Consider the following 19,906-nt stretch of genomic DNA (forward strand, 5'->3'; position numbering starts at 1 on the left):
GATACGTTCTGTATCCAAAGAACGTAGACCCGACCGTTAGGAAACGCAATGTCTCTTAACTCGACCGGCGTGGCCCGGCGGCGCCGGGGTCCCGCGTTGGAGGAGGCGTTGCTGGATGCGGCGTGGACGGAGCTGACCGAACGCGGGTACGACGAGCTCACGATCGACGGCGTCGCCGTGCGGGCGGGCACCAGCCGTGCGGTGCTCTACCGGCGCTGGCCGAACAAGCAGGAACTCGTGCTCGCCGCGGTGGCACATGAGGTCGCCAAGGACGTCGTGGTCGCCCCTGACACCGGCAGCCTGCGCGGTGACGCGATCGCATTGCTGCGGCAAGCGAACAAGGTCAGGGTGGGGTTGGTGGTCCCGTTGCTGACCCGGCTGGGCGGCTTCTACCAGCAGACCGGCAGCAGCCTGGCCGATCTCGAAACGCTGGTGCGAGGGCGGCGCGATGCCGCGTTGGATCAGGTGATCCAGCGCGCCATCGATCGCGGTGAAATCGAGCCCGACCAGTTGACCGAGCGCATTGCGCGCCTGCCCGTGGACCTGTTTCGCTACGAGGTCCTGATGACGCTGCGGCCCCTGCCCGACGAAGCCATCGAAGAGATCGTCGACACCGTCTGGCTCCCCCTGCTCGAGCGGCGCAGCGGGTCGTGACACCGGCGCCCGGGCGCGGGAACATCCGTCGGCCGGTGCTCCTAGGTAGGGTGTCATGGCCGATCATGGCTGACGGAGGTGGTGACGGGGTGTCGGTGCCCAGTGCGCTGCGGCCCAGCGCCGCAGCGGGCGTGCGCTTGCCGGCGTTGGCGGCTGACATCGGAGCCGCGCCGGCCGGCGATCGGGCCGTCCCGAACCTGCCGGTCACCGGGGTCACGCTGCGCGCCCAGGAGGTGCGGCCCGGCGATCTGTTCGCCGCGCTGCCCGGTTCCACCACCCACGGCGCGCGTTACGCCGGCGACGCGATCGAACGCGGCGCGGTCGCCGTGCTCACCGACGCCGGCGGGGTCGCCGAGATGGGCGCCCTAGGGCAATCCGTGCCGGTCCTCGTTCACCCGGACCCCCGCGGTGTGCTCGGCGGGCTGGCCGCCACGGTGTACGGGAACCCGTCCGAGCGGGTGACGGTCGTCGGCGTCACCGGCACGTCCGGCAAGACCACCACGACGTATCTCATCGAGTCCGCACTGCGCGCCGCCGGCCACACCGCCGGGCTGATCGGCACCATCGGGATCCGCATCGACGGCGCCGACATTCCCAGCGCGCTGACCACCCCGGAGGCCCCCGCCCTGCAGGCGATGCTGGCGGCGATGGCCGAACAGGGGGTGGACACCGTCGTCATGGAGGTCTCCAGTCACGCCCTGACGCTGGGCCGCGTGGACGGAACCCGGTTCGCGGTGGGCGGTTTCACCAACCTGTCCCGCGACCACCTCGACTTCCACCCGACGATGGCCGACTACTTCGAGGCCAAGGCGATGCTCTTCGACCCGAGCTCCCCGCTGCGGGCCCGGCGCGTCGTGGTCTGCGTCGACGACGACGCCGGGCGCGCCATGGCCGCCCGCGCCGGCGACGCGATCACCGTCAGCGCCGAGGGCCGGCCCGCCCACTGGCGCGCCACCGACGTGGCCCCGATGGGCGCCGCGGGACAACGGTTCACCGCCATCGATCCCGCCGGAGCGCGCCATCAGCTGGGTGTTCGGCTGCCCGGCCATTACAACGTCGCCAATTGCCTTGTCGCACTGGCTATTCTGGACGCGGTCGGGGTGTCCCCGGAGCAGGCGTCGACGGGCCTGCTACAGGCCCGCGTGCCGGGACGCATGGAGGAGATCGACGCCGGCCAGGACTTCCTGGCGCTGGTCGACTACGCCCACAAACCGGGCGCGTTGCGCGCGGTGCTGACCACGCTGGCGCGTCCGGATCGCCGGCTGGCCGTGGTGTTCGGCGCCGGCGGCGAACGCGACCCGGGCAAACGGGCGCCGATGGGCGCGACGGCGGCCGAGCTGGCCGATCTGGTCGTCGTCACCGACGACAACCCGCGCGGTGAGGACCCGGCGTCGATTCGTCGCGAAATCCTCGCCGGGGCGACCGAAAGCGGTTGTGCGGCAGACATTGTCGAGATCGCCGACCGCCGCGACGCGATCAGGCACGCCGTCGCCTGGGCGGGCCCGGGCGACGTCGTGCTGATCGCCGGCAAGGGCCACGAAACCGGCCAGAGCGCCGGCGGGCACATCCGCCCCTTCGACGACCGGGTCGAGCTGGCGCAGGCGCTGCGGGACCTCGACGGGGCACCGCGATGATCGAATTGACCGTCGCCGAGATCGCCGACATCGTCGGCGGCACCCTGGCCGACATCTCGCCGCAGGACGCCGCGCGACGCCGCGTCACCGGGACGGTGGAATTCGACTCGCGCGCCGTCGGACCCGGGGGACTGTTCCTGGCGCTGCCGGGCGCGCGCTCGGACGGCCACGACCACGCGGGCGCGGCGATCGCCGCCGGTGCGGTGGCGGTGCTGGCCGCCCGGCCGGTCGGCGTTCCCGCCGTCGTCGTCGCCCCCGCGGCCGCGTCGGGATCTCGGGCCGGGGTGCTCGAGCACGACCCGGACGGCTCGGGCGCGGCGGTGCTCGCCGCGCTGGCCAAGTTGGCCCAGGTGGTGGCCGCCGAACTGGTCGCCGGCGGGCTCAGGATCGTCGGGATCACCGGATCGTCGGGGAAGACGTCGACCAAGGACCTGGTGGCCGCCGTGCTGAAACCGCTCGGCGAGGTGGTCGCCCCGCCCGGCTCGTTCAACAACGAGCTGGGGCATCCGTGGACCGTGTTGCGCGCGACGCCCGAGACCGACTTCCTGGTCCTCGAGATGTCGGCGCGCCACCCGGGCAACATCGCCGCGCTGGCCGAGATCGCCCCGCCGGCGATCGGCGTCGTCCTCAACGTCGGCACCGCGCACCTGGGCGAGTTCGGCTCGCGCGAGGCCATCGCTCAGACGAAATCCGAACTGCCCCAATCTGTTCCGGCATCCGGGGTGGTGATCCTCAATGCCGACGACTCGGCGGTGGCGGCCATGGCGGGCGTGACCGCGGCCCGGGTGGTGCGGGTCAGCCGCGCCGAGAACACCAGCGCGGGCCCCAGCCAGCTGTGGGCCGGGCCCGTCTCGCTCGACGAGGTGGCCAGGCCATGCTTCACGCTGCACCACCGCGACGCCTCCGGGACCACGCAGGCGCAGGTCCGGCTCGGCGTCTACGGCGACCACCAGGTCACCAACGCGCTGTGCGCCGCCGCGGTCGCGCTGGAATGCGGCGCCGACGTCGACCAGGTGGCGGCCGCACTCGCCGGCGCCGGCCCCGTCTCACGGCACCGGATGCACGTCACCACGCGCGCCGACGGCGTCACCGTGATCGACGACGCCTACAACGCCAACCCCGATTCGATGCGCGCCGGGCTGCAGGCGTTGGCCTGGATCGCCCACGGCGGGGGGGACCGGCCGGCCGAAAAGCGCAGGAGTTGGGCGGTGCTCGGTGAGATGGCCGAACTCGGCGAGGACGCGATCGCCGAGCATGATCGCATCGGCCGGCTGGCCGTGCGCTTAGATGTGTCTCGACTCGTTGTCGTGGGAAGTGGGAGGTCGATGAGCGCCATGCACCACGGAGCGGTCATGGAGGGTTCGTGGGGCTCGGCCGATAAGGGGGCCGTCAACGTGGCCGACAGCGAGGCCGCCCTGGCGTTGCTGCGGGCCGAGCTGCAACCCGGCGACGTCGTGCTGGTCAAGGCCTCCAACGCGGCCGGGCTGGGGGCGCTGGCCGACGCCCTGGTATCACAAGGCTCGCAGGGCGGTGCCCGCCCGTGAGACAGATCCTCATCGCCGTCGCCGTCGCGCTGACCGTGTCGATCCTGTTGACCCCAGCGCTGATCCGGCTGTTCACCCGGCAGGGATTCGGCCACCACACCCGCGACGACGGCCCGCCGACCCACCACGCCAAACGCGGCACGCCGTCGATGGGCGGCGTGGCGATCCTGGCCGGCATCTGGGCCGGTTACCTGGGGACCCACCTGGCCGGGTTGGCGTTCGACGGCGAGGGCGTCTCCGCGTCGGGTCTGCTGGTGCTGGGCCTGGCCACGGTGCTCGGCGGCGTCGGCTTTCTCGACGACCTGATCAAGATCCGCCGGTCGCGCAATCTCGGGCTGAACAAGACGGCCAAAACCGTCGGGCAGGTCGCCGCCGCGGTGCTGTTCGGCGTGCTGGTGCTGGAATTCCGCAACGCCAACGGCCTGACCCCGGCCAGCGCGGACCTGTCCTACGTGCGCGAGATCGCGACCGTCGCGCTGGCCCCGGCGCTGTTCGTGTTGTTCTGCGTGGTCGTCGTCAGCGCCTGGTCCAACGCCGTCAACTTCACCGACGGCCTGGACGGACTCGCCGCCGGCAGCATGGCGATGGTCACCGCGGCCTACGTGCTGATCACGTTCTGGCAGTACCGCAACGCGTGCGTCACCGCGCCCGGGCTGGGTTGCTACAACGTGCGCGATCCGCTCGACCTGGCGATCGTCGCGGCCGCCACCGCGGGCGCCTGCATCGGCTTTCTGTGGTGGAACGCCGCGCCCGCCAAGATCTTCATGGGCGACACCGGATCGCTGGCGTTGGGCGGCATCATCGCCGGCATCTCGGTCACCAGCCGCACCGAGATCCTCGCCGTCGTGCTGGGTTCGCTGTTCGTCGCCGAGGTCAGCTCGGTGGTGTTGCAGATCCTGACTTTCCGCACCACCGGGCGTCGGGTGTTCCGGATGGCGCCGTTCCACCACCACTTCGAGTTGGCCGGCTGGGCCGAGACCACGGTCATCATCCGGTTCTGGTTGCTCACCGCGATCGCCTGCGGGCTGGGCGTGGCCCTTTTCTACGGTGAGTGGCTGGCCGCGATCGGTGCCTGATGAGTGGGCTTGACCCCTTGGCGCCGGGCGCCCCGGTGCTGGTGGCCGGCGGCGGGGTGACGGGCAAGGCGGTGCTGGCGGCTCTGACCCGCTTCGGCGCGGTGCCCACCCTGTGCGACGACGACCCGGCCACCCTGCGCGGGTACGCCGACGCGGGGGTGGCGACCGCGCCGACGTCGGTGGCCGCCGAGCAGGTCTCCCGCTACGCCCTGGTGGTGACCAGCCCCGGCTTCTCGCCGACCACGCCGCTGCTGGTCGCCGCCGCGGCGGCGGGCGTGCCCGTCTGGGGCGATGTGGAGCTGGCCTGGCGGCTGGACGCGGCCGGCCACTACGGCCCGCCGCGACGCTGGCTGGTGGTGACCGGGACCAACGGCAAGACCACGACGACGTCGATGCTGCACGCCATGCTCACCGCGGCCGGGCTTCCAAACCTGTTGTGCGGCAACATCGGCAGCCCGGTGCTCGACGTGCTGGACCAACCCGCCGAGCTGCTGGCCGTCGAGTTGTCCAGCTTCCAGCTGCACTGGGCGCCGTCGCTGCGGCCCGAGGGCGGCGCGGTGCTCAACATCGCCGAAGACCACCTGGACTGGCACGGCACCCTGGCCGACTACGCCGCGGCCAAGGCCCGGGTGCTCGACGGCCGGGTGGCCGTCGTCGGGCTGGACGACGCCCGGGCCGCGGCGCTGCTGAGCACGGCGCGGGCGCCGGTGCGGGCCGGCTTTCGGCTGGGCGAACCGGGCCCGGGGGAGCTCGGCGTGCGCGACGGACACCTGATCGACCGCGCGTTCGCCGACGACCTGACGCTGGCGCCCGTCGACTCGATACCGGTGCCGGGCCCCGTCGGCGTGCTCGACGCGCTCGCCGCCGCCGCGCTGGCCCGCAGCGTCGGGGTGCCGGCCGAGGCGATCGCGTCGGCGCTCGCGGCCTTCCGGGTCGGGCGGCACCGGGCCGAGGTGGTGGCCGTCGCCGAGGGCGTCACCTACGTCGACGACTCCAAGGCCACCAATCCCCACGCCGCCGAGGCGTCCGTGCTCGCCTACCCCCGCGTCGTCTGGATCGCCGGCGGCCTGCTGAAGGGCGCCTCGGTCGACGCCGAGGTCGCCAGGATCGCGTCGCGGCTGGTCGGGGCGGTGCTCATCGGCCGAGATCGGCAAGAGGTTGCAGAGGCGTTATCGCGACACGCGCCGGATGTCCCCGTCCTCCACGTTGTGACAGGCGAGGATGCTGATATGGATGCGACTGCAGTGGTTCTTGGTGCAGATGTGACAGAAGTGAAACATTCGAGTGGAGATCTCGGCGCCGCCGTCATGACCGCGGCGGTCGCCGCGGCTCGTGGCCTGGCCGCACCCGGTGACACTGTCCTGCTGGCACCGGCGGGCGCATCGTTCGACCAGTTCGCCGGGTATGCCGACCGGGGCGACGCGTTCGCGGCCGCCGTGCGCGCGGCGATCCGGTAGGGCGGGGCGTGGGTAACGCACTGACCCGGCTGCTGGGCCGGGGCAAAGCGACCGGCGGAACCGCGACCGAGCCGGGGCCGGCGGAGGACGCGGACGCGACGGCCGAGGTCACCGACGCGGCCGCGGACGACGGCGACAAGGCCGACGAGCCCGCCAAGCCCGCGAAGGCGCCCAAGGCGAAAAAGGACAAGGCCGCCGGTGGCGATGGCGGTTCGCCCACCCGGTTCGGTGCCTGGCTCGGCCGCCCCATGACCTCGTTTCACCTGATCATCGCCATCGCCGGCTTGCTGACGACGCTCGGCCTGATCATGGTGCTCTCGGCATCGGGGGTGCGGTCCTACGACGCCGACGGGTCGGCCTGGATCATCTTCGGCAAGCAGGTCCTGTGGACGGTGATCGGCCTCATCGCCTGCTACACCTCGCTGCGGATGTCGGTGCGGTTCATCCGCCGCGTCGCCTTCACCGGCTACGTCGTCACCGTGATCCTGCTGGTCCTGGTCCTCGTTCCCGGCATCGGCAACCTGGCCAACGGCTCCCGCAAGTGGTTCGTGGTCGCCGGCTTCTCCATGCAGCCCTCCGAGCTGGCCAAGATCGCCTTCGCCATCTGGGGCGCGCACATGCTGGCGGCCCGCCGACTCGAGCGCGCCAGCCTGCGCGAACTGCTCATCCCGCTGGTGCCTGCGGCGGTGATCGCGCTGGCGCTGATCGTCGCGCAGCCCGACCTCGGGCAGACCGTGTCGCTGGGCATCATCCTGCTCGCCCTGCTCTGGTACGCCGGCCTGCCGCTGCGCGTCTTCGCCACCTCGCTGCTCGCGGTCTTCATGGCCGGGGCGATCCTGGCGATGTCGGCCGGCTACCGGTCCGACCGGGTGCGGTCCTGGATCAATCCCGAGAACGACCCGCAGGACACCGGCTACCAGGCCCGGCAGGCGAAATTCGCGCTGGCCCACGGCGGCATCTTCGGCGACGGCCTGGGCCAGGGCACCGCCAAGTGGAACTACCTGCCCAACGCCCACAACGACTTCATCTTCGCGATCATCGGCGAGGAGCTCGGTTTCATCGGCGCCTTCGGGTTACTGGTCCTGTTCGGGCTGTTCGCCTACACCGGGATGCGGATCGCCCGCCGGTCGGCCGATCCGTTCCTGCGGCTGCTGACCGCCACCACGACGATGTGGGTCCTGGGTCAGGCGTTCATCAACATCGGCTACGTGATCGGGATCCTCCCGGTGACGGGCATCCAGCTGCCGCTCATCTCCGCCGGTGGAACCTCCACGGCGGCAACGCTTTTCATGATCGGGATCATGGCCAACGCGGCCCGTCACGAACCCGAGGCGGTGGCCGCGCTGCGGGCCGGCCGCGACGACAAGGTGAACCGGCTGCTGCGGCTGCCGCTGCCCGAGCCCTATTCGCCCACGCGCCTGGAGGCGTTCCGCGACCGCAAGCGGTCGCGCCCGCAATCGGCCGCCGCGCCGCGCAAGGGCGCCGGGTCGCCCGGGCGCAAGGCGCCCCGCAACGGCGAGGCGCCGCTGCGCGGGGCGCCCCCGCGGGCGGCCGGCCGCCCGGTCCGCCGGTCTGCGGGTAACCCCCGCTCACGGGCGGGGCATCATGGATCTGGCCAGCGCTATGCGACCCTGGGAGCCAATCAGGCCGCCGGCCGGCGCCAGCAACGGCGCACACGCGCATTGGAAGGTCAGCGTTACGGGTGAACGACACGGTCAACGAGCCGACCGGCGGGCGGGGGGCAGACCCTCTGCCCGCCGGTGCCGCGTTGTCGGCTTTTAGGCCCTTGTCGGTCGTGCTGGCCGGCGGGGGAACGGCCGGGCACGTCGAACCGGCGATGGCCGTCGCCGACGCGCTGCGCGCGCTGGATCCCAAGGTCCGGATCACCGCGCTGGGCACGGCGCGGGGGCTGGAGACCAGGCTGGTGCCCGCGCGCGGCTACGACCTCGAGCTGATCACGCCGGTGCCGCTGCCCCGCAAGCCCAGCGGTGACCTGGCCCGGCTGCCTTCGCGGGTGTGGCGGGCCGTCCGGGAAACCCGCGCCGTGCTGCGGTCGGTCGACGCCGACGTCGTGATCGGCTTCGGCGGATACGTGGCGCTGCCGGCCTATCTCGCAGCGCGTGGTGTCTCGCCGCGCAGATCCCGGGTTCCGGTGGTGATCCACGAGGCCAACGCCAGCGCCGGGCTGGCCAACCGGGTCGGCGCCCGCAGCGCCGAGCGGGTGCTCTCCGCGGTGCCCGACTGCGGCCTGCCGGGCGCCGAGGTCGTCGGGGTGCCGGTGCGCGAAGCCATCACCTCGCTGGACCGCGCGGCGCTGCGCGCCGAAGCGCGCCGACACTTCGGCTTCGCCGACGACGCCCGGGTGCTGCTGGTGTTCGGCGGCTCGCAGGGGGCGGCCTCGCTGAACCGCGCCGTCGCCGGGGCGGCCGCCGGGCTGGCCGCCGCGGGCGTGGCGGTGCTGCACGCGCACGGCCCCAAGAACACGCTCGACCTGCGCGAACCACTGCCGGGCGACCCGCCGTACGTGGCGGTGCCCTACCTCGACCGGATGGACCTGGCCTACGCCGCCGCCGACCTGGTGATCTGCCGGTCCGGGGCGATGACGGTCGCCGAGGTCTCGGCGGTGGGCCTGCCGGCGATCTACGTGCCCCTGCCGATCGGCAACGGCGAGCAGCGGCTCAACGCACTACCGGTGGTCAACGCCGGCGGCGGCATGGTGGTCGCCGACGCCGACCTGACCCCCGGGCTGGTCGCCCGGGAGGTGGCCGCCCTGGTGGGCGACCCGCCGCGGCTGGCGGCGATGACGACGGCCGCCGCGCGCGTGGGACACCCCGACGCGGCCCGCCAGGTGGCCCAGGCGGCGCTGGACATCGCCAGGAAGGCGCAGCTCGGCCGCTTGTCGGCCGGAGGGCAGCCATGACCACCGAGCAGCTGCCGCCGGAGCTGCAGCGGGTGCACATGGTCGGCATCGGGGGAGCCGGCATGTCGGGCATCGCCCGCATCCTGCTCGACCGCGGCGGGCTGGTCTCCGGCTCCGACGCCAAGGAGTCGCGCGGCATCCATGCCCTGCGGGCCCGCGGCGCGCAGATCAACATCGGGCACGACGCGTCGTCGCTGGACCTGTTGCCCGGCGGCGCCACCGCCGTCATCACCACCCACGCAGCCATCCCGAAAACCAACCCCGAGCTAGTCGAGGCCCGGCGGCGCGGCATCCCGGTGATCCTGCGGCCCGCCGTGTTGGCCAAGCTGATGGACGGGCGCACCACGCTGATGGTCACCGGCACGCACGGCAAGACGACGACGACGTCGATGCTGATCGTGGCGCTGCAACACTGCGGGCGCGACCCGTCGTTCGCGGTCGGCGGCGAGATGGGGGAGGCCGGGACCAACGCGCACCACGGCAGCGGCGACTGCTTCGTCGCCGAGGCCGACGAAAGCGACGGGTCGCTACTCGAGTACACGCCCAACGTCGCCGTCGTCACCAACATCGAGACCGACCACCTGGACTTCTACGGCAGCGCCGGCGCCTACGTCGACGTGTTCGACGCGTTCGTGGACCGGCTGGCCCCCGGCGGGGCGCTGGTGGTCTGCGTCGATGACCCCGGGGCCGCGGCGCTGGCCCGACGTACGGCCGAACTGGGAATCCGGGTGCTGCGCTACGGATCCGGGACCTCGTTACCCGGTGAACCCCTGGCCACCACCCTGTTGTCGTGGCAGCAGCAGGGCACCGAGGCGGTCGCCCAGATCCAGCTGGCGCCCGACCTGGACCCCGAGCAACGCCCGCGGGTGATGCGGCTGTCGGTGCCCGGACGCCACATGGCGCTCAACGCGATGGGCGCGCTGCTGGCGGCCCTCGAGATCGGCGCCCCCGTCGACGCGGTGCTGGACGGGTTGGCGGGCTTCGAGGGGGTGCGGCGCCGATTCGAACTGGTCGGCACCGCGGGCAACGGGCAGCCGGTGCGCGTGTTCGACGACTACGCCCATCACCCCACCGAGATCGTCGCCACGCTGGCGGCGGTCCGAACCCTGCTCGAGCAGAGCGGCGACGGCCGCAGCATCGCGGTGTTCCAGCCCCATTTGTATTCGCGGACAAAGGCTTTCGCCGAGGAGTTCGGTCACGCGCTGGACGCCGCCGACGAGGTCTTCGTCCTCGACGTCTACGGCGCGCGCGAACAACCGCTGGCCGGCGTCAGTGGTGCCAGCGTCGCCGAGCACGTCAGCGTCCCGGTGCGCTACCTGCCGAACTTCTCCGCCGCCGCCGAGCAGGTGGCCGCGGTCGCCGGGCCCGGCGACGTCATCGTCACCATGGGGGCCGGCGACGTGACCCTGCTGGGACCCGAGATCGTCACGGCGCTGCGGGCGCGGGCCAACCGCGGCGCGCCGGGAGCCCTGTGATGACCCAGCCGCTCGACCCGGGCACGCCGGGCGGCGGGGCCGGCCAGGCCGACGACCCGGTCCCGGACGACGCCGCCACCGAACCGCTGGTCACCGGCACGGGCACCGAGCCGACGGCAACCGATCAACAGCCCGATCCGGCCGAGGTCGAGGGGCCGCGCCGGCGCGCCCGCCGGGAGCGCGCCGAACGACGCGCCGCCCAGGCCCGCGCCATGGCCATCGAAGAGGCGCGCCGGGAGGCCAAGCGCAGGGCCACCGGGCGGCCGGTCCACGAGCCCAAACCCGTTGCGCGCGGCGTTGTTCGAGGGCTCAAGATGCTGTTGGTCACCATCCTGCTGGTGATCGTCGGCATCGGCCTGGCATTGGTCCTCTATTTCACGCCGGCGATGTCGGCCCGCAACATCGTCGTCGTCGGGACCGGGGTGGTGACCCGCGAAGAGGTCCTGGATGCGGCTCAGGTGCGGCTCGGAACGCCGCTGCTGCAGATCAACACCAGCCAGGTCGCCGACCGGGTGGCGGCGATCCGCCGAGTGGCCAGCGCGCGCGTGCAGCGCCAGTACCCGTCCGCGCTGCGGATCACCATCGTCGAGCGAGTCCCGGTGGCGGTCAAGGATTTTCCCGACGGGCCACACCTGTTCGACCGGGACGGCGTGGACTTTGCGACCGGACCGCCGCCACCGGCGCTGCCCTACCTCGATGTCGCCGACCCCGGGCCCAACGACCCGGCCACCAAGGCCGCCCTGCAGGTGCTCACCGCGCTGCGTCCCGAGGTCGCCGACCAGGTCGGCCGGGTCGCGGCGCCCTCGGTGGCCTCGATCACGCTCACACTCGGCGACGGCCGGGTGGTGATCTGGGGGACCACCGACCGCACGGACGAGAAGGCCGAGAAGCTGTCCGCGCTGTTGACCCAGCCCGGCAAGACCTACGACGTGTCCAGCCCGGACCTGCCGACGGTCAAGTAGCGATCTTCGTCACGTCGCGCGCGCCGCGGCGCCGCCGAACAGCGCTCACGCCCGCTCAGCCGCGGAAAAATGCGCAAAATTTGCGGGACGCGCGTCGGCGCGCCTGCGGGGTTCGCGCGCGCCATGCCCATACCGTTCTGGTTGCGCGGAACTACTTGACATAACTCTAACTCTATGGTTGAGGTTGAGGGTTTGCCAGGGAGGACCGCCACCGTCCGGAGGAGCCCACCACCGGGAGAGCCGAGCCCATCAGGGAGGAAGACGAATGATGACCCCCCCGCACAACTACCTGGCCGTGATCAAGGTCGTGGGTATCGGTGGCGGCGGCGTCAACGCCGTCAACCGAATGATCGAACAGGGCCTCAAAGGCGTCGAGTTCATCGCGATCAACACCGACGCGCAGGCGCTGTTGATGAGCGACGCCGACGTCAAACTCGACGTCGGGCGCGACTCCACCCGTGGCCTGGGCGCCGGCGCCGACCCGGAGGTCGGGCGCAGGGCCGCCGAGGACGCCAAGGACGAGATCGAGGAGCTGCTGCGCGGGGCGGACATGGTGTTCGTCACCGCCGGCGAGGGCGGCGGGACCGGCACCGGCGGGGCTCCCGTCGTCGCCAGCATCGCCCGCAAGTTGGGCGCGCTCACCGTGGGTGTGGTCACCCGCCCGTTCTCGTTCGAGGGCAAGCGGCGCGGCAACCAGGCCGAAAGCGGCATCGCGGCGCTGCGCGAGAGCTGCGACACCCTGATCGTGATCCCCAACGACCGGCTGCTGCAGATGGGCGACGCCGCGGTGTCACTCATGGACGCCTTCCGCAGCGCCGACGAGGTGCTGCTCAACGGTGTCCAGGGCATCACCGACCTGATCACCACCCCGGGTCTGATCAACGTCGACTTCGCCGACGTCAAGGGCATCATGTCCGGCGCCGGCACCGCGCTGATGGGCATCGGCTCGGCGCGCGGCGAGGGCCGCTCGCTCAAGGCCGCCGAGATCGCCATCAACTCGCCGCTGCTGGAGGCGTCGATGGAGGGTGCGCAGGGCGTGCTGATGTCGATCGCCGGTGGCAGCGACCTGGGGCTCTTCGAGATCAACGAGGCGGCCTCGCTGGTGCAGGACGCCGCGCACCAGGACGCCAACATCATCTTCGGTACCGTCATCGACGACTCGCTGGGCGACGAGGTGCGCGTCACCGTCATCGCGGCGGGCTTCGATGCCACCGGCCCCGGCCGCAAACCCGTCATCGGCGGCAATGCCGACAAGGAAGAGAAAGTCGGCCCGCACCGCATCGAGTCGGCAAAGGCCGGCAAGCTCACCTCGACGTTGTTCGAACCGGTCGACGCGGTCAGCGTGCCGGTGCACACGAACGGTTCGACCTTGAATATCGGTGGCGATGACGACGACGTCGACGTGCCGCCGTTCATGCGCCGCTGAGGTCTCGATTTGCTTGCCACTGCGCGACGAACCGGCCTCGAAAGATAGTGGCCCTACGTCGATGCAGCCTGGCAGGCAACAACTTCCGGATACTGATCACGTGAGCGTTCGCGTCCGACGGGTGACCACCACCCGCGCCGGTGGTGTCTCGAAGCCGCCCTTCGACACCTTCAATCTGGGCGACCACGTCGGCGATGACCCGGCCGCGGTCGCCGAGAACCGGGCCCGGTTGGCCGCCGCCGTCGGTCTGCGCCCCGGCCGCGTGGTGTGGATGAACCAGGTCCACGGCGATCGGGTCGAGGTGGTGGACGGGCCACGCGAGGCCGCCGTGGAGGGCACCGACGCGCTGGTGACCCGCACGGCGCGACTGGCGCTGGCGGTGGTGACCGCCGACTGCGTTCCGGTGTTGATGGCCGATGCGCGCGCCGGGGTGGCCGCGGCGGTGCACGCCGGCCGGGTCGGTGCCCAGCGCGGCGTGGTGGCGCGCACGGTGGAGGCGATGCTCGAGCTGGGGGCGCAGCCCGACGACATCTCGGCCCTGCTGGGCCCGGCGGTCAGCGGCCACAACTACGAGGTGCCGGAGGCGATGGCCGACGAGGTCGAAGCTGCGCTGCCGGGCAGTCGCACCATCACCGGTGCCGGAACCCCCGGGCTTGACCTGCGGGCCGGAATCGCTTGCCAGCTCAAGGGTTTGGGCGTCACCGCGATCGATATCGATCCGCGGTGCACGGTCGCCGACCCGACGTTGTTCAGTCATCGCCGGGAGGCGCCCACCGGCCGGCTGGCCTCGCTGGTCTGGATGGAGTGACCGCGATGGCGGTGGACATGTCCAATGGGGGAGACCGCGAATCGGAATTGACCCACGCATTGGCGGCGGTGCGCTCCCGCCTTGCCGCGGCAGCACAAGCCGCGGGCCGCAATGCCGCGGAAATCGAGGTTTTGCCGATTACCAAATATTTTCCAGCAATCGACGTCGTGACTTTGTCCCGATTGGGGTGCCGGGCCGTCGGCGAATCGCGGGACCAGGAAGCGACCGCAAAAGTGGCCGAAGTCACTCGGCTCCTGGCGGCTCCCGAACGGGCGAACGTGGGAAATCCGCGCTGGCACATGGTGGGTCATATCCAACGGAACAAGGCTCGGTCGGTGGCCGGTTGGGCCCACACCGCGCACTCGGTCGACAGCGCCCAGCTGGTGACCGCCCTCGACCGGGGGGTGGCGGCGGCGCTGGCCGAAGGGCGCCGCACCGACCCGATGCGGATCTACGTCCAGGTCAGCCTCGACGGCGACGAGTCCCGCGGCGGTGTGGACATTTCCCGGCCGGGGGCCGTCGACCAGATGTGCGCCCAGGTCGAGGAGGCGTCCAATCTCGACCTGGCCGGGTTGATGGCCATCCCGCCGCTGGACTCCGATCCCGACGAGGCCTTTGACCGGCTGCAATCGGAACATCGGCGGGTCCTGGAGTCGCACCGGAACGCGGTCGGGCTCTCCGCCGGCATGTCCAACGACTTCGAAATCGCGGTCAAACACGGATCGACATGTGTGCGTGTCGGTACCGCCCTATTGGGCCGTCGGAGGTTACCGTCACCGTAAGTAGTCACTGCAGTAACAGCTTTATCACTAACACCAGGAATCCCAGGGGCTAGAAGGGTCAACGCAATGAGCACACTGCACAAAGTCAAGGCCTATTTCGGTATGGCCCCAATGGACGACTACGAGGACGAGTATTACGATGACCGCGCGCCGTCCCGCGGTTTCCCGCGCCCCCGATTTGATGACGGCTACGGCCGCTACGACGGCGACGACTACGAGGACCCGCGTCGCGAGACCGCCGACTACCCGCCGCCCGCCGGCTACCGCGGCGGCTACGCCGACGAACCCCGCTACGGCTCCGTGCACCCCCGCGAATTCGACCGGGCCGAGCGGGGCGGGCCACGCTTCGGCTCGTGGTTGCGCAACTCCACCCGCGGCGCGCTGGCGATGGACCCCCGCCGGATGGCGATGATGTTCGAAGAGGGCCACCCGCTGTCGAAGATCACCACGCTGCGGCCCAAGGACTACAGCGAGGCCCGCACCATCGGCGAGCGCTTCCGCGACGGCACCCCGGTCATCATGGACCTGGTGTCGATGGACAACGCCGACGCCAAGCGGCTCGTCGACTTCGCGGCCGGCCTGGCCTTCGCGCTGCGCGGATCCTTCGACAAGGTGGCGACCAAGGTGTTCCTGCTGTCGCCCGCCGACGTCGACGTGTCCCCGGAGGAGCGTCGCCGGATCGCCGAAACCGGTTTCTACGCTTACCAATAGGCGCACCCGCCGCGCTCGGCAGCGAGAGCTGACCGCACCCTCGAACGGTTGAACGAGTCCCGAGACCACGTGAGGTGGGGCCGCTGACCCGGAGTCGGTAGGCTGGCAGGCGCCGCGCACGTCCGCGGCGCTTGGCATCTCATCGATAAGGTCGGGGCACTTCAGTTGGTGTTGTTCTTTCAGATCCTTGGGTTTGCGCTGTTCATCTTCTGGCTGCTGCTCATCGCTCGGGTCGTCGTTGAGTTCATCCGCTCGTTCAGCCGGGACTGGCATCCCACCGGGATCACCGTGGTGGTGCTGGAGATCATCATGTCGATCACCGATCCGCCGGTGAAACTGCTGCGCCGGCTGATCCCCCAACTCACCATCGGAGCGGTCCGCTTCGACCTGTCGATCATGGTGCTGTTACTGGTCGCGTTCATCGGGATGCAGCTGGCGTTCGGCGCCGCGGCGTGACCCCGTTCCGGCCCGCCGCCTGAGGCCCCGCGCCGCCCCCGGAGACGGTTCGGACACGTTTTAGCGTCGGTTTGGTTCCCGCGATTTAAAATTTCTAAGGTTTCGGATTTTATTGGCCTCAATGTTTGAAATTGGCTCTTATTTATTGGGCTAATCAGCAACCGTCGCGCCTGGTGTGACAGGATGGACGGCAGTTGCACCACGGCTACCACTGCGTTCTACACTTTCCAGAACGTTCGACAGGAACTTGAGGGGACGAAACAATGCCGCTTACACCAGCCGACGTCCACAATGTGGCGTTCAGTAAGCCACCGATCGGCAAGCGGGGCTACAACGAAGACGAGGTGGATGCCTTCCTCGATCTGGTGGAAGCCGAGCTGACGCGACTCATCGAAGAGAACAGCGATCTGCGCCAACGGATCGAAGAGCTCGACCAGGAGCTGGCCTCCGGCGGCGGGGCCGCCGCCCCGGCCGCGGCCGCCGCGCCCACGCAGGCCATTCCGGTCCGCGAGCCCGAGCCCGAGCCCGTCAAGGCCGCGGCCGCGCCGGCCGCCGCGGTCAACAACGAGGAACAGGCCATGAAGGCCGCTCGGGTGCTGAGCCTGGCCCAGGACACCGCGGACCGGCTCACCAGCACCGCGCAGGCCGAGTCGGAGAAGATGCTGTCCGACGCCCGCGCCAACGCCGACCAGATCCTCAGCGAGGCCCGCAGCACCGCCGAGACCACGGTCGCCGAGGCCCGGCAGCGCGCCGACGCGATGTTGGCGGACGCGCAGACCCGCTCGGAGACCCAGTTGCGCCAGGCCCAGGAGAAGGCCGACGCCCTGCAGGCCGACGCCGAACGCAAGCATTCCGAGATCATGGGCACCATCAACCAGCAGCGCACGGTCCTGGAGGGTCGCCTCGAACAGCTCCGCACCTTCGAGCGCGAATACCGGACCCGGCTCAAGACCTACCTGGAGTCTCAGCTCGAGGAACTCGGCCAGCGCGGGTCGGCGGCCCCCGTGGACTCCAGCGCCGATGCCGGCGGGTTCGACCAATTCAACCGGGGCAACAACTAGCGTTTTCAGCTGTGCCGGACGCTCGCCGAGCTCGGGGTTGGCACACTAGGTCCTGAACACCGCAGTCCCGCTCGTCGCCTGGAGGATGCCCGATGCTCGTCATTGCGCTGGTATTGGCCCTGATCGGGCTCGTCGCGTTGGTGTTCGCCGTCGTCACGAGCAACGAGCTGGTCGCCTGGCTGTGCATCGCCGCCAGCGTGGTGGGTGTGGTCCTGTTGATCCTCGACGCCTTGCGCGAGCGCCAGCACCGCGAGCCCGGTGGTGCCGAAGACCAGGATGCGGGTGAGGCCCGTCCCGACGAGGACGACTACGTGGACTATCCCGAGGAGGCTTCCGCCGAGGGCGAAGCGGAGGCGGTCACCGACGGGCCCGAGCCGACGGGGGAATCCAGCGTCGCGGCCGAGGGCCGCGGCGACGAGTCCGCCAAGTAACGCTCAGGCCGTCGGCGTGGCGAGCAGTTCGCGCACCTCGTCGTCGCTGACCTGATGAAAATCGTCGTAGACCTGCCCGACGGCTTCGAATCCGGGCGGCATCGTCGCGCACACCACGTCATCGGCCTCCCGCGCCAGGTCGCGGCAGGCGGACTCCGGCCCCACCGGGACCGCGACGGTGATTGATTCCGGCCCCGCGGCGCGCACCGCTCGCACGGCGGCCAACATGCTGGCGCCGGTGGCGATCCCGTCGTCGGCCAGGATCACGACCCGGTCGCGCGGGTCGGCGATCGGCCGGCCGCCCCGGTAGGCGTGCTCGCGCCGGAGCAGTTCGGTGGTCTCGCTGTCGATCACCTCGCGCACCTGCTCATCGGTGACGCGCAAGCTGGCCACGACGTCGTCGTTCATCACCAGGCCGCCACCGCTGGCCAAGGCGCCCATCGCCAGCTCCGACCAGTTCGGCACCCCGAGCTTGCGCACCAGGAACACGTCCAAGGGGGCGCCCAGGGCCGCGGCGATCTCCCAGGCCACCGGCACGCCGCCGCGCGCCAGCCCGAACACCAGCACGTCGCGCCCACGGTAGGACGTCAGTTCCTCGGCCAGCGCGCGACCGGCCTCGCGGCGGTCACGGAAGTTGCGCGTCGCCGTTCGCCGGAGAAAGCCGTTCGGTCGATTCATTGGTCGTATACCAGCCTACGTGGGAAAGCTCACTTCGGCGGTGCATGCCCGGTGGGACGGCCGGCGCAAGCGCAATACGGTTGCGCGGGAAGGCGATTGGATTTGGCCGGCGGCGCAGTATCGGTGTGATCGCGGCTTCGCCGCTCAACATGGTCCATCGGCTCGGGTGTGATCGCGGCTTCGCCGCTCAACACACTCCATCGCCTCAGGAATGAATGCGAGCATTCATTCCATTCGGCTCAGTCGTGTGTCCGAGGGGGGACTTGAACCCCCACGCCCATTAGTAGGGCACTAGCACCTCAAGCTAGCGCGTCTGCCATTCCGCCACTCGGACAAGGCCAAACCAGCATGGGTTGGCAGCTAAGGCTATCGGATTGCCTGCCGCGAACCCAATCCGACTCCTCGTGACGCCGCGATGCTCGGCATCGGGCCGTCCGGCCGCGGCAATGGTAGGAAAGGGGGTTGTGACCATTCAGAGCGGGGCGACCGAGGAGCCGACCAACCCGAGTGACGACGTCGTCGAGGTGGTCAGCAAGCTGATCCGGTTCGACACCACCAACACCGGCGAACCCGAGACCACCAAGGGCGAGGCCGAGTGCGCCCAATGGGTCGCCGAGCAGCTCGCCGAGGTCGGCTACGCCCCCCAGTATGTCGAATCCGGCGCCCCCGGCCGCGGCAACGTCTTCGTCCGCCTGCCCGGCGCCGACCCCTCGCGTGGTGGCCTGCTCATCCACGGGCACCTCGACGTGGTGCCGGCCGAGCCCACCGAGTGGAGCGTGCACCCGTTCTCCGGCGCGGTCAAAGACGGCTTTGTCTGGGGCCGCGGGGCGATCGACATGAAGGACATGGTCGGGATGATGATCGTGGTGGCCCGGCAGTTGAAGCGGGCCGGCATCGTCCCCCCGCGTGACCTGGTCTTCGCGTTCATCGCCGACGAAGAGCACGGCGGCACCTTCGGGGCGCAGTGGCTGGTCGACAACCGGCCGGATCTGTTCGACGGGGTCACCGAGGCGATCGGCGAGGTGGGCGGGTTCTCGCTGACCGTGCCGCGCCGCGACGGGGGAGAACGTCGGCTCTACCTGATCGAGACGGCCGAAAAGGGGCTGTCGTGGATGCGGCTCACCGCCCGTGGCCCCGCCGGTCACGGGTCGATGGTGCACGACCAGAACGCCGTCACGGCCGTCGCCGAGGCCGTCGCCCGGCTGGGCCGGCACCAGTTTCCGCTGGTGCTGACCGACACCGTCGCGCAGTTCCTCGCGGCCGTCAGCGAGGAAACCGGGCTGACCTTCGACACCGAGTCGGGCGACCTGCGGGGAGCGGTCGAGAAGCTGGGTCCGATGGCCCGCATGCTCAAGGCCGTGCTGCACGACACCGCCAACCCCACGATGCTCAAGGCCGGGTACAAGGCCAACGTCGTCCCGGCGATCGCCGAGGCGGTGGTGGACTGCCGGATCCTGCCCGGTCGCAAGGAGGCGTTCGAGGCCGAGATCGACGAGCTGCTCGGGCCGGACGTGACCCGCGAATGGATCAAGGACTTCTCGTCCTATCAGACCAGCTTCGACGGTGACCTCGTCGACGCGATGAACGCCGCCGTGCTGGCGCTCGACCCGGACGCCCGCACCGTGCCGTATATGCTCTCCGGTGGTACCGACGCGAAATCCTTCGCGCGCTTGGGTATTCGCTGTTTCGGCTTCAGCCCGCTGCGGTTGCCGCCGGACCTGGATTTCACCGCGCTGTTCCACGGCGTCGATGAACGGGTACCCATCGACGCGTTGCGGTTCGGCACCGACGTGCTGACCCACTTCCTGACCCACTGCTAGTTGACGAACGC

At 70.7% G+C, this 19,906-nt stretch carries 17 protein-coding genes, 1 tRNA gene and 1 pseudogene; 17 read left to right on the forward strand and 2 right to left on the reverse strand.

From position 1 onward, the window contains the following. The first annotated feature begins 48 nt into the window (after window positions 1-48). The 16 genes from OCQ_RS10775 (at window position 49) to OCQ_RS10850 (ending at window position 17,397) form a co-directional block, all read left to right on the forward strand. On the forward strand, window positions 49-654 hold the full coding sequence (locus tag OCQ_RS10775) for a TetR/AcrR family transcriptional regulator (RefSeq protein WP_179960071.1): 606 nt from the start codon (window positions 49-51) through the stop codon (window positions 652-654). Window positions 655-719: 65 nt separating this feature from the next. Further along, the gene (locus OCQ_RS10780) at window positions 720-2,288 is read left to right on the forward strand and encodes a UDP-N-acetylmuramoyl-L-alanyl-D-glutamate--2,6-diaminopimelate ligase (protein ID WP_041784958.1); all 1,569 of its coding nucleotides are present in this window, start codon (window positions 720-722) and stop codon (window positions 2,286-2,288) included. Continuing rightward, window positions 2,285-3,832: a UDP-N-acetylmuramoyl-tripeptide--D-alanyl-D-alanine ligase gene (locus tag OCQ_RS10785; protein ID WP_014384570.1), complete on the forward strand. Its 1,548-nt coding sequence runs from the start codon at window positions 2,285-2,287 to the stop codon at window positions 3,830-3,832. The genes OCQ_RS10780 and OCQ_RS10785 overlap by 4 nt, the downstream gene beginning before the upstream one ends. Further along, the gene (gene mraY, locus OCQ_RS10790) at window positions 3,829-4,908 is read left to right on the forward strand and encodes a phospho-N-acetylmuramoyl-pentapeptide-transferase (protein ID WP_009956117.1); all 1,080 of its coding nucleotides are present in this window, start codon (window positions 3,829-3,831) and stop codon (window positions 4,906-4,908) included. Before OCQ_RS10785 ends, mraY begins: the two co-directional genes overlap by 4 nt. Then, complete coding sequence (murD, locus tag OCQ_RS10795) at window positions 4,908-6,365, forward strand: UDP-N-acetylmuramoyl-L-alanine--D-glutamate ligase (protein WP_041784959.1); 1,458 nt, start codon at window positions 4,908-4,910, stop codon at window positions 6,363-6,365. The genes mraY and murD overlap by 1 nt, the downstream gene beginning before the upstream one ends. Before the next feature lie 8 nt (window positions 6,366-6,373). Next, window positions 6,374-8,071 carry a putative lipid II flippase FtsW gene (gene ftsW, locus OCQ_RS10800; RefSeq protein ID WP_014384572.1) on the forward strand — a complete coding sequence of 566 codons (1,698 nt, stop codon included), beginning with the start codon at window positions 6,374-6,376 and terminating at the stop codon, window positions 8,069-8,071. Beyond that, on the forward strand, window positions 8,068-9,285 hold the full coding sequence (murG, locus tag OCQ_RS10805) for an undecaprenyldiphospho-muramoylpentapeptide beta-N-acetylglucosaminyltransferase (protein ID WP_008256143.1): 1,218 nt from the start codon (window positions 8,068-8,070) through the stop codon (window positions 9,283-9,285). The genes ftsW and murG overlap by 4 nt, the downstream gene beginning before the upstream one ends. Beyond that, entirely contained in the window at window positions 9,282-10,760 is a 1,479-nt protein-coding gene (gene murC, locus OCQ_RS10810; RefSeq protein WP_008256144.1) for a UDP-N-acetylmuramate--L-alanine ligase, read from the forward strand. Before murG ends, murC begins: the two co-directional genes overlap by 4 nt. After that, window positions 10,760-11,722, forward strand: coding sequence for a cell division protein FtsQ/DivIB (locus OCQ_RS10815; RefSeq protein ID WP_036458811.1), 963 nt, complete (start codon window positions 10,760-10,762; stop codon window positions 11,720-11,722). Before murC ends, OCQ_RS10815 begins: the two co-directional genes overlap by 1 nt. 268 nt (window positions 11,723-11,990) lie before the next feature. Next, complete coding sequence (gene ftsZ, locus OCQ_RS10820) at window positions 11,991-13,148, forward strand: cell division protein FtsZ (RefSeq protein ID WP_041784960.1); 1,158 nt, start codon at window positions 11,991-11,993, stop codon at window positions 13,146-13,148. A 100-nt stretch (window positions 13,149-13,248) separates the two neighbouring features. After that, a complete protein-coding gene (pgeF, locus tag OCQ_RS10825; RefSeq protein ID WP_036455209.1) occupies window positions 13,249-13,956 on the forward strand; it encodes a peptidoglycan editing factor PgeF in 708 nt (235 codons plus the stop codon). Window positions 13,957-13,961: 5 nt separating this feature from the next. Continuing rightward, window positions 13,962-14,738: a YggS family pyridoxal phosphate-dependent enzyme gene (locus OCQ_RS10830; RefSeq protein ID WP_041785576.1), complete on the forward strand. Its 777-nt coding sequence runs from the start codon at window positions 13,962-13,964 to the stop codon at window positions 14,736-14,738. A gap of 66 nt (window positions 14,739-14,804) precedes the next feature. Next, window positions 14,805-15,449: a cell division protein SepF gene (locus OCQ_RS10835; RefSeq protein WP_014384576.1), complete on the forward strand. Its 645-nt coding sequence runs from the start codon at window positions 14,805-14,807 to the stop codon at window positions 15,447-15,449. 165 nt (window positions 15,450-15,614) lie between these two features. Beyond that, window positions 15,615-15,905 carry a YggT family protein gene (locus OCQ_RS10840; protein ID WP_003878110.1) on the forward strand — a complete coding sequence of 97 codons (291 nt, stop codon included), beginning with the start codon at window positions 15,615-15,617 and terminating at the stop codon, window positions 15,903-15,905. A 263-nt stretch (window positions 15,906-16,168) separates the two neighbouring features. Continuing rightward, window positions 16,169-16,966, forward strand: a complete 798-nt coding sequence (gene wag31, locus OCQ_RS10845) for a DivIVA-like cell division protein Wag31 (RefSeq protein WP_008256153.1) — start codon at window positions 16,169-16,171, stop codon at window positions 16,964-16,966. A gap of 92 nt (window positions 16,967-17,058) precedes the next feature. Beyond that, window positions 17,059-17,397 (forward strand): phage holin family protein, encoded by a 339-nt coding sequence (locus OCQ_RS10850; protein WP_014379976.1) that lies wholly within the window; start codon window positions 17,059-17,061, stop codon window positions 17,395-17,397. 3 nt (window positions 17,398-17,400) lie between these two features. Here OCQ_RS10850 and OCQ_RS10855 read toward each other — a convergent pair. Both OCQ_RS10855 and OCQ_RS10860 read right to left on the reverse strand, forming a co-directional pair. Then, a pseudogene (locus tag OCQ_RS10855) lies at window positions 17,401-18,084 on the reverse strand (phosphoribosyltransferase); the annotation flags it as partial. Window positions 18,085-18,323: 239 nt separating this feature from the next. Further along, a tRNA-Leu gene (locus OCQ_RS10860) sits at window positions 18,324-18,409 on the reverse strand. 112 nt (window positions 18,410-18,521) lie between these two features. Here OCQ_RS10860 and OCQ_RS10865 point away from each other — a divergent pair. Next, window positions 18,522-19,895 carry a M20/M25/M40 family metallo-hydrolase gene (locus tag OCQ_RS10865; RefSeq protein WP_263651575.1) on the forward strand — a complete coding sequence of 458 codons (1,374 nt, stop codon included), beginning with the start codon at window positions 18,522-18,524 and terminating at the stop codon, window positions 19,893-19,895. Window positions 19,896-19,906: the final 11 nt, after the last annotated feature.

Source organism: Mycobacterium paraintracellulare (assembly GCF_000276825.1).
GTDB classification, from domain to species: Bacteria; Actinomycetota; Actinomycetes; order Mycobacteriales; family Mycobacteriaceae; genus Mycobacterium; species Mycobacterium intracellulare.

What these genes read in the sequence shown, in the direction of transcription:
- murC (WP_008256144.1), top strand. Translation starts at nt 9,282, where the DNA reads ATGACCACCGAGCAGCTGCCGCCGGAGCTGCAGCGGGTGCACATGGTC.
- OCQ_RS10785 (WP_014384570.1), top strand. Translation starts at nt 2,285, where the DNA reads ATGATCGAATTGACCGTCGCCGAGATCGCCGACATCGTCGGCGGCACC.
- ftsZ (WP_041784960.1), top strand. Translation starts at nt 11,991, where the DNA reads ATGACCCCCCCGCACAACTACCTGGCCGTGATCAAGGTCGTGGGTATC.
- OCQ_RS10850 (WP_014379976.1), top strand. Translation starts at nt 17,059, where the DNA reads ATGCTCGTCATTGCGCTGGTATTGGCCCTGATCGGGCTCGTCGCGTTG.
- wag31 (WP_008256153.1), top strand. Translation starts at nt 16,169, where the DNA reads ATGCCGCTTACACCAGCCGACGTCCACAATGTGGCGTTCAGTAAGCCA.
- OCQ_RS10865 (WP_263651575.1), top strand. Translation starts at nt 18,522, where the DNA reads ATGGTAGGAAAGGGGGTTGTGACCATTCAGAGCGGGGCGACCGAGGAG.
- murD (WP_041784959.1), top strand. Translation starts at nt 4,908, where the DNA reads ATGAGTGGGCTTGACCCCTTGGCGCCGGGCGCCCCGGTGCTGGTGGCC.
- OCQ_RS10815 (WP_036458811.1), top strand. Translation starts at nt 10,760, where the DNA reads ATGACCCAGCCGCTCGACCCGGGCACGCCGGGCGGCGGGGCCGGCCAG.
- OCQ_RS10780 (WP_041784958.1), top strand. Translation starts at nt 720, where the DNA reads ATGGCTGACGGAGGTGGTGACGGGGTGTCGGTGCCCAGTGCGCTGCGG.
- OCQ_RS10775 (WP_179960071.1), top strand. Translation starts at nt 49, where the DNA reads ATGTCTCTTAACTCGACCGGCGTGGCCCGGCGGCGCCGGGGTCCCGCG.
- OCQ_RS10830 (WP_041785576.1), top strand. Translation starts at nt 13,962, where the DNA reads ATGGCGGTGGACATGTCCAATGGGGGAGACCGCGAATCGGAATTGACC.
- OCQ_RS10835 (WP_014384576.1), top strand. Translation starts at nt 14,805, where the DNA reads ATGAGCACACTGCACAAAGTCAAGGCCTATTTCGGTATGGCCCCAATG.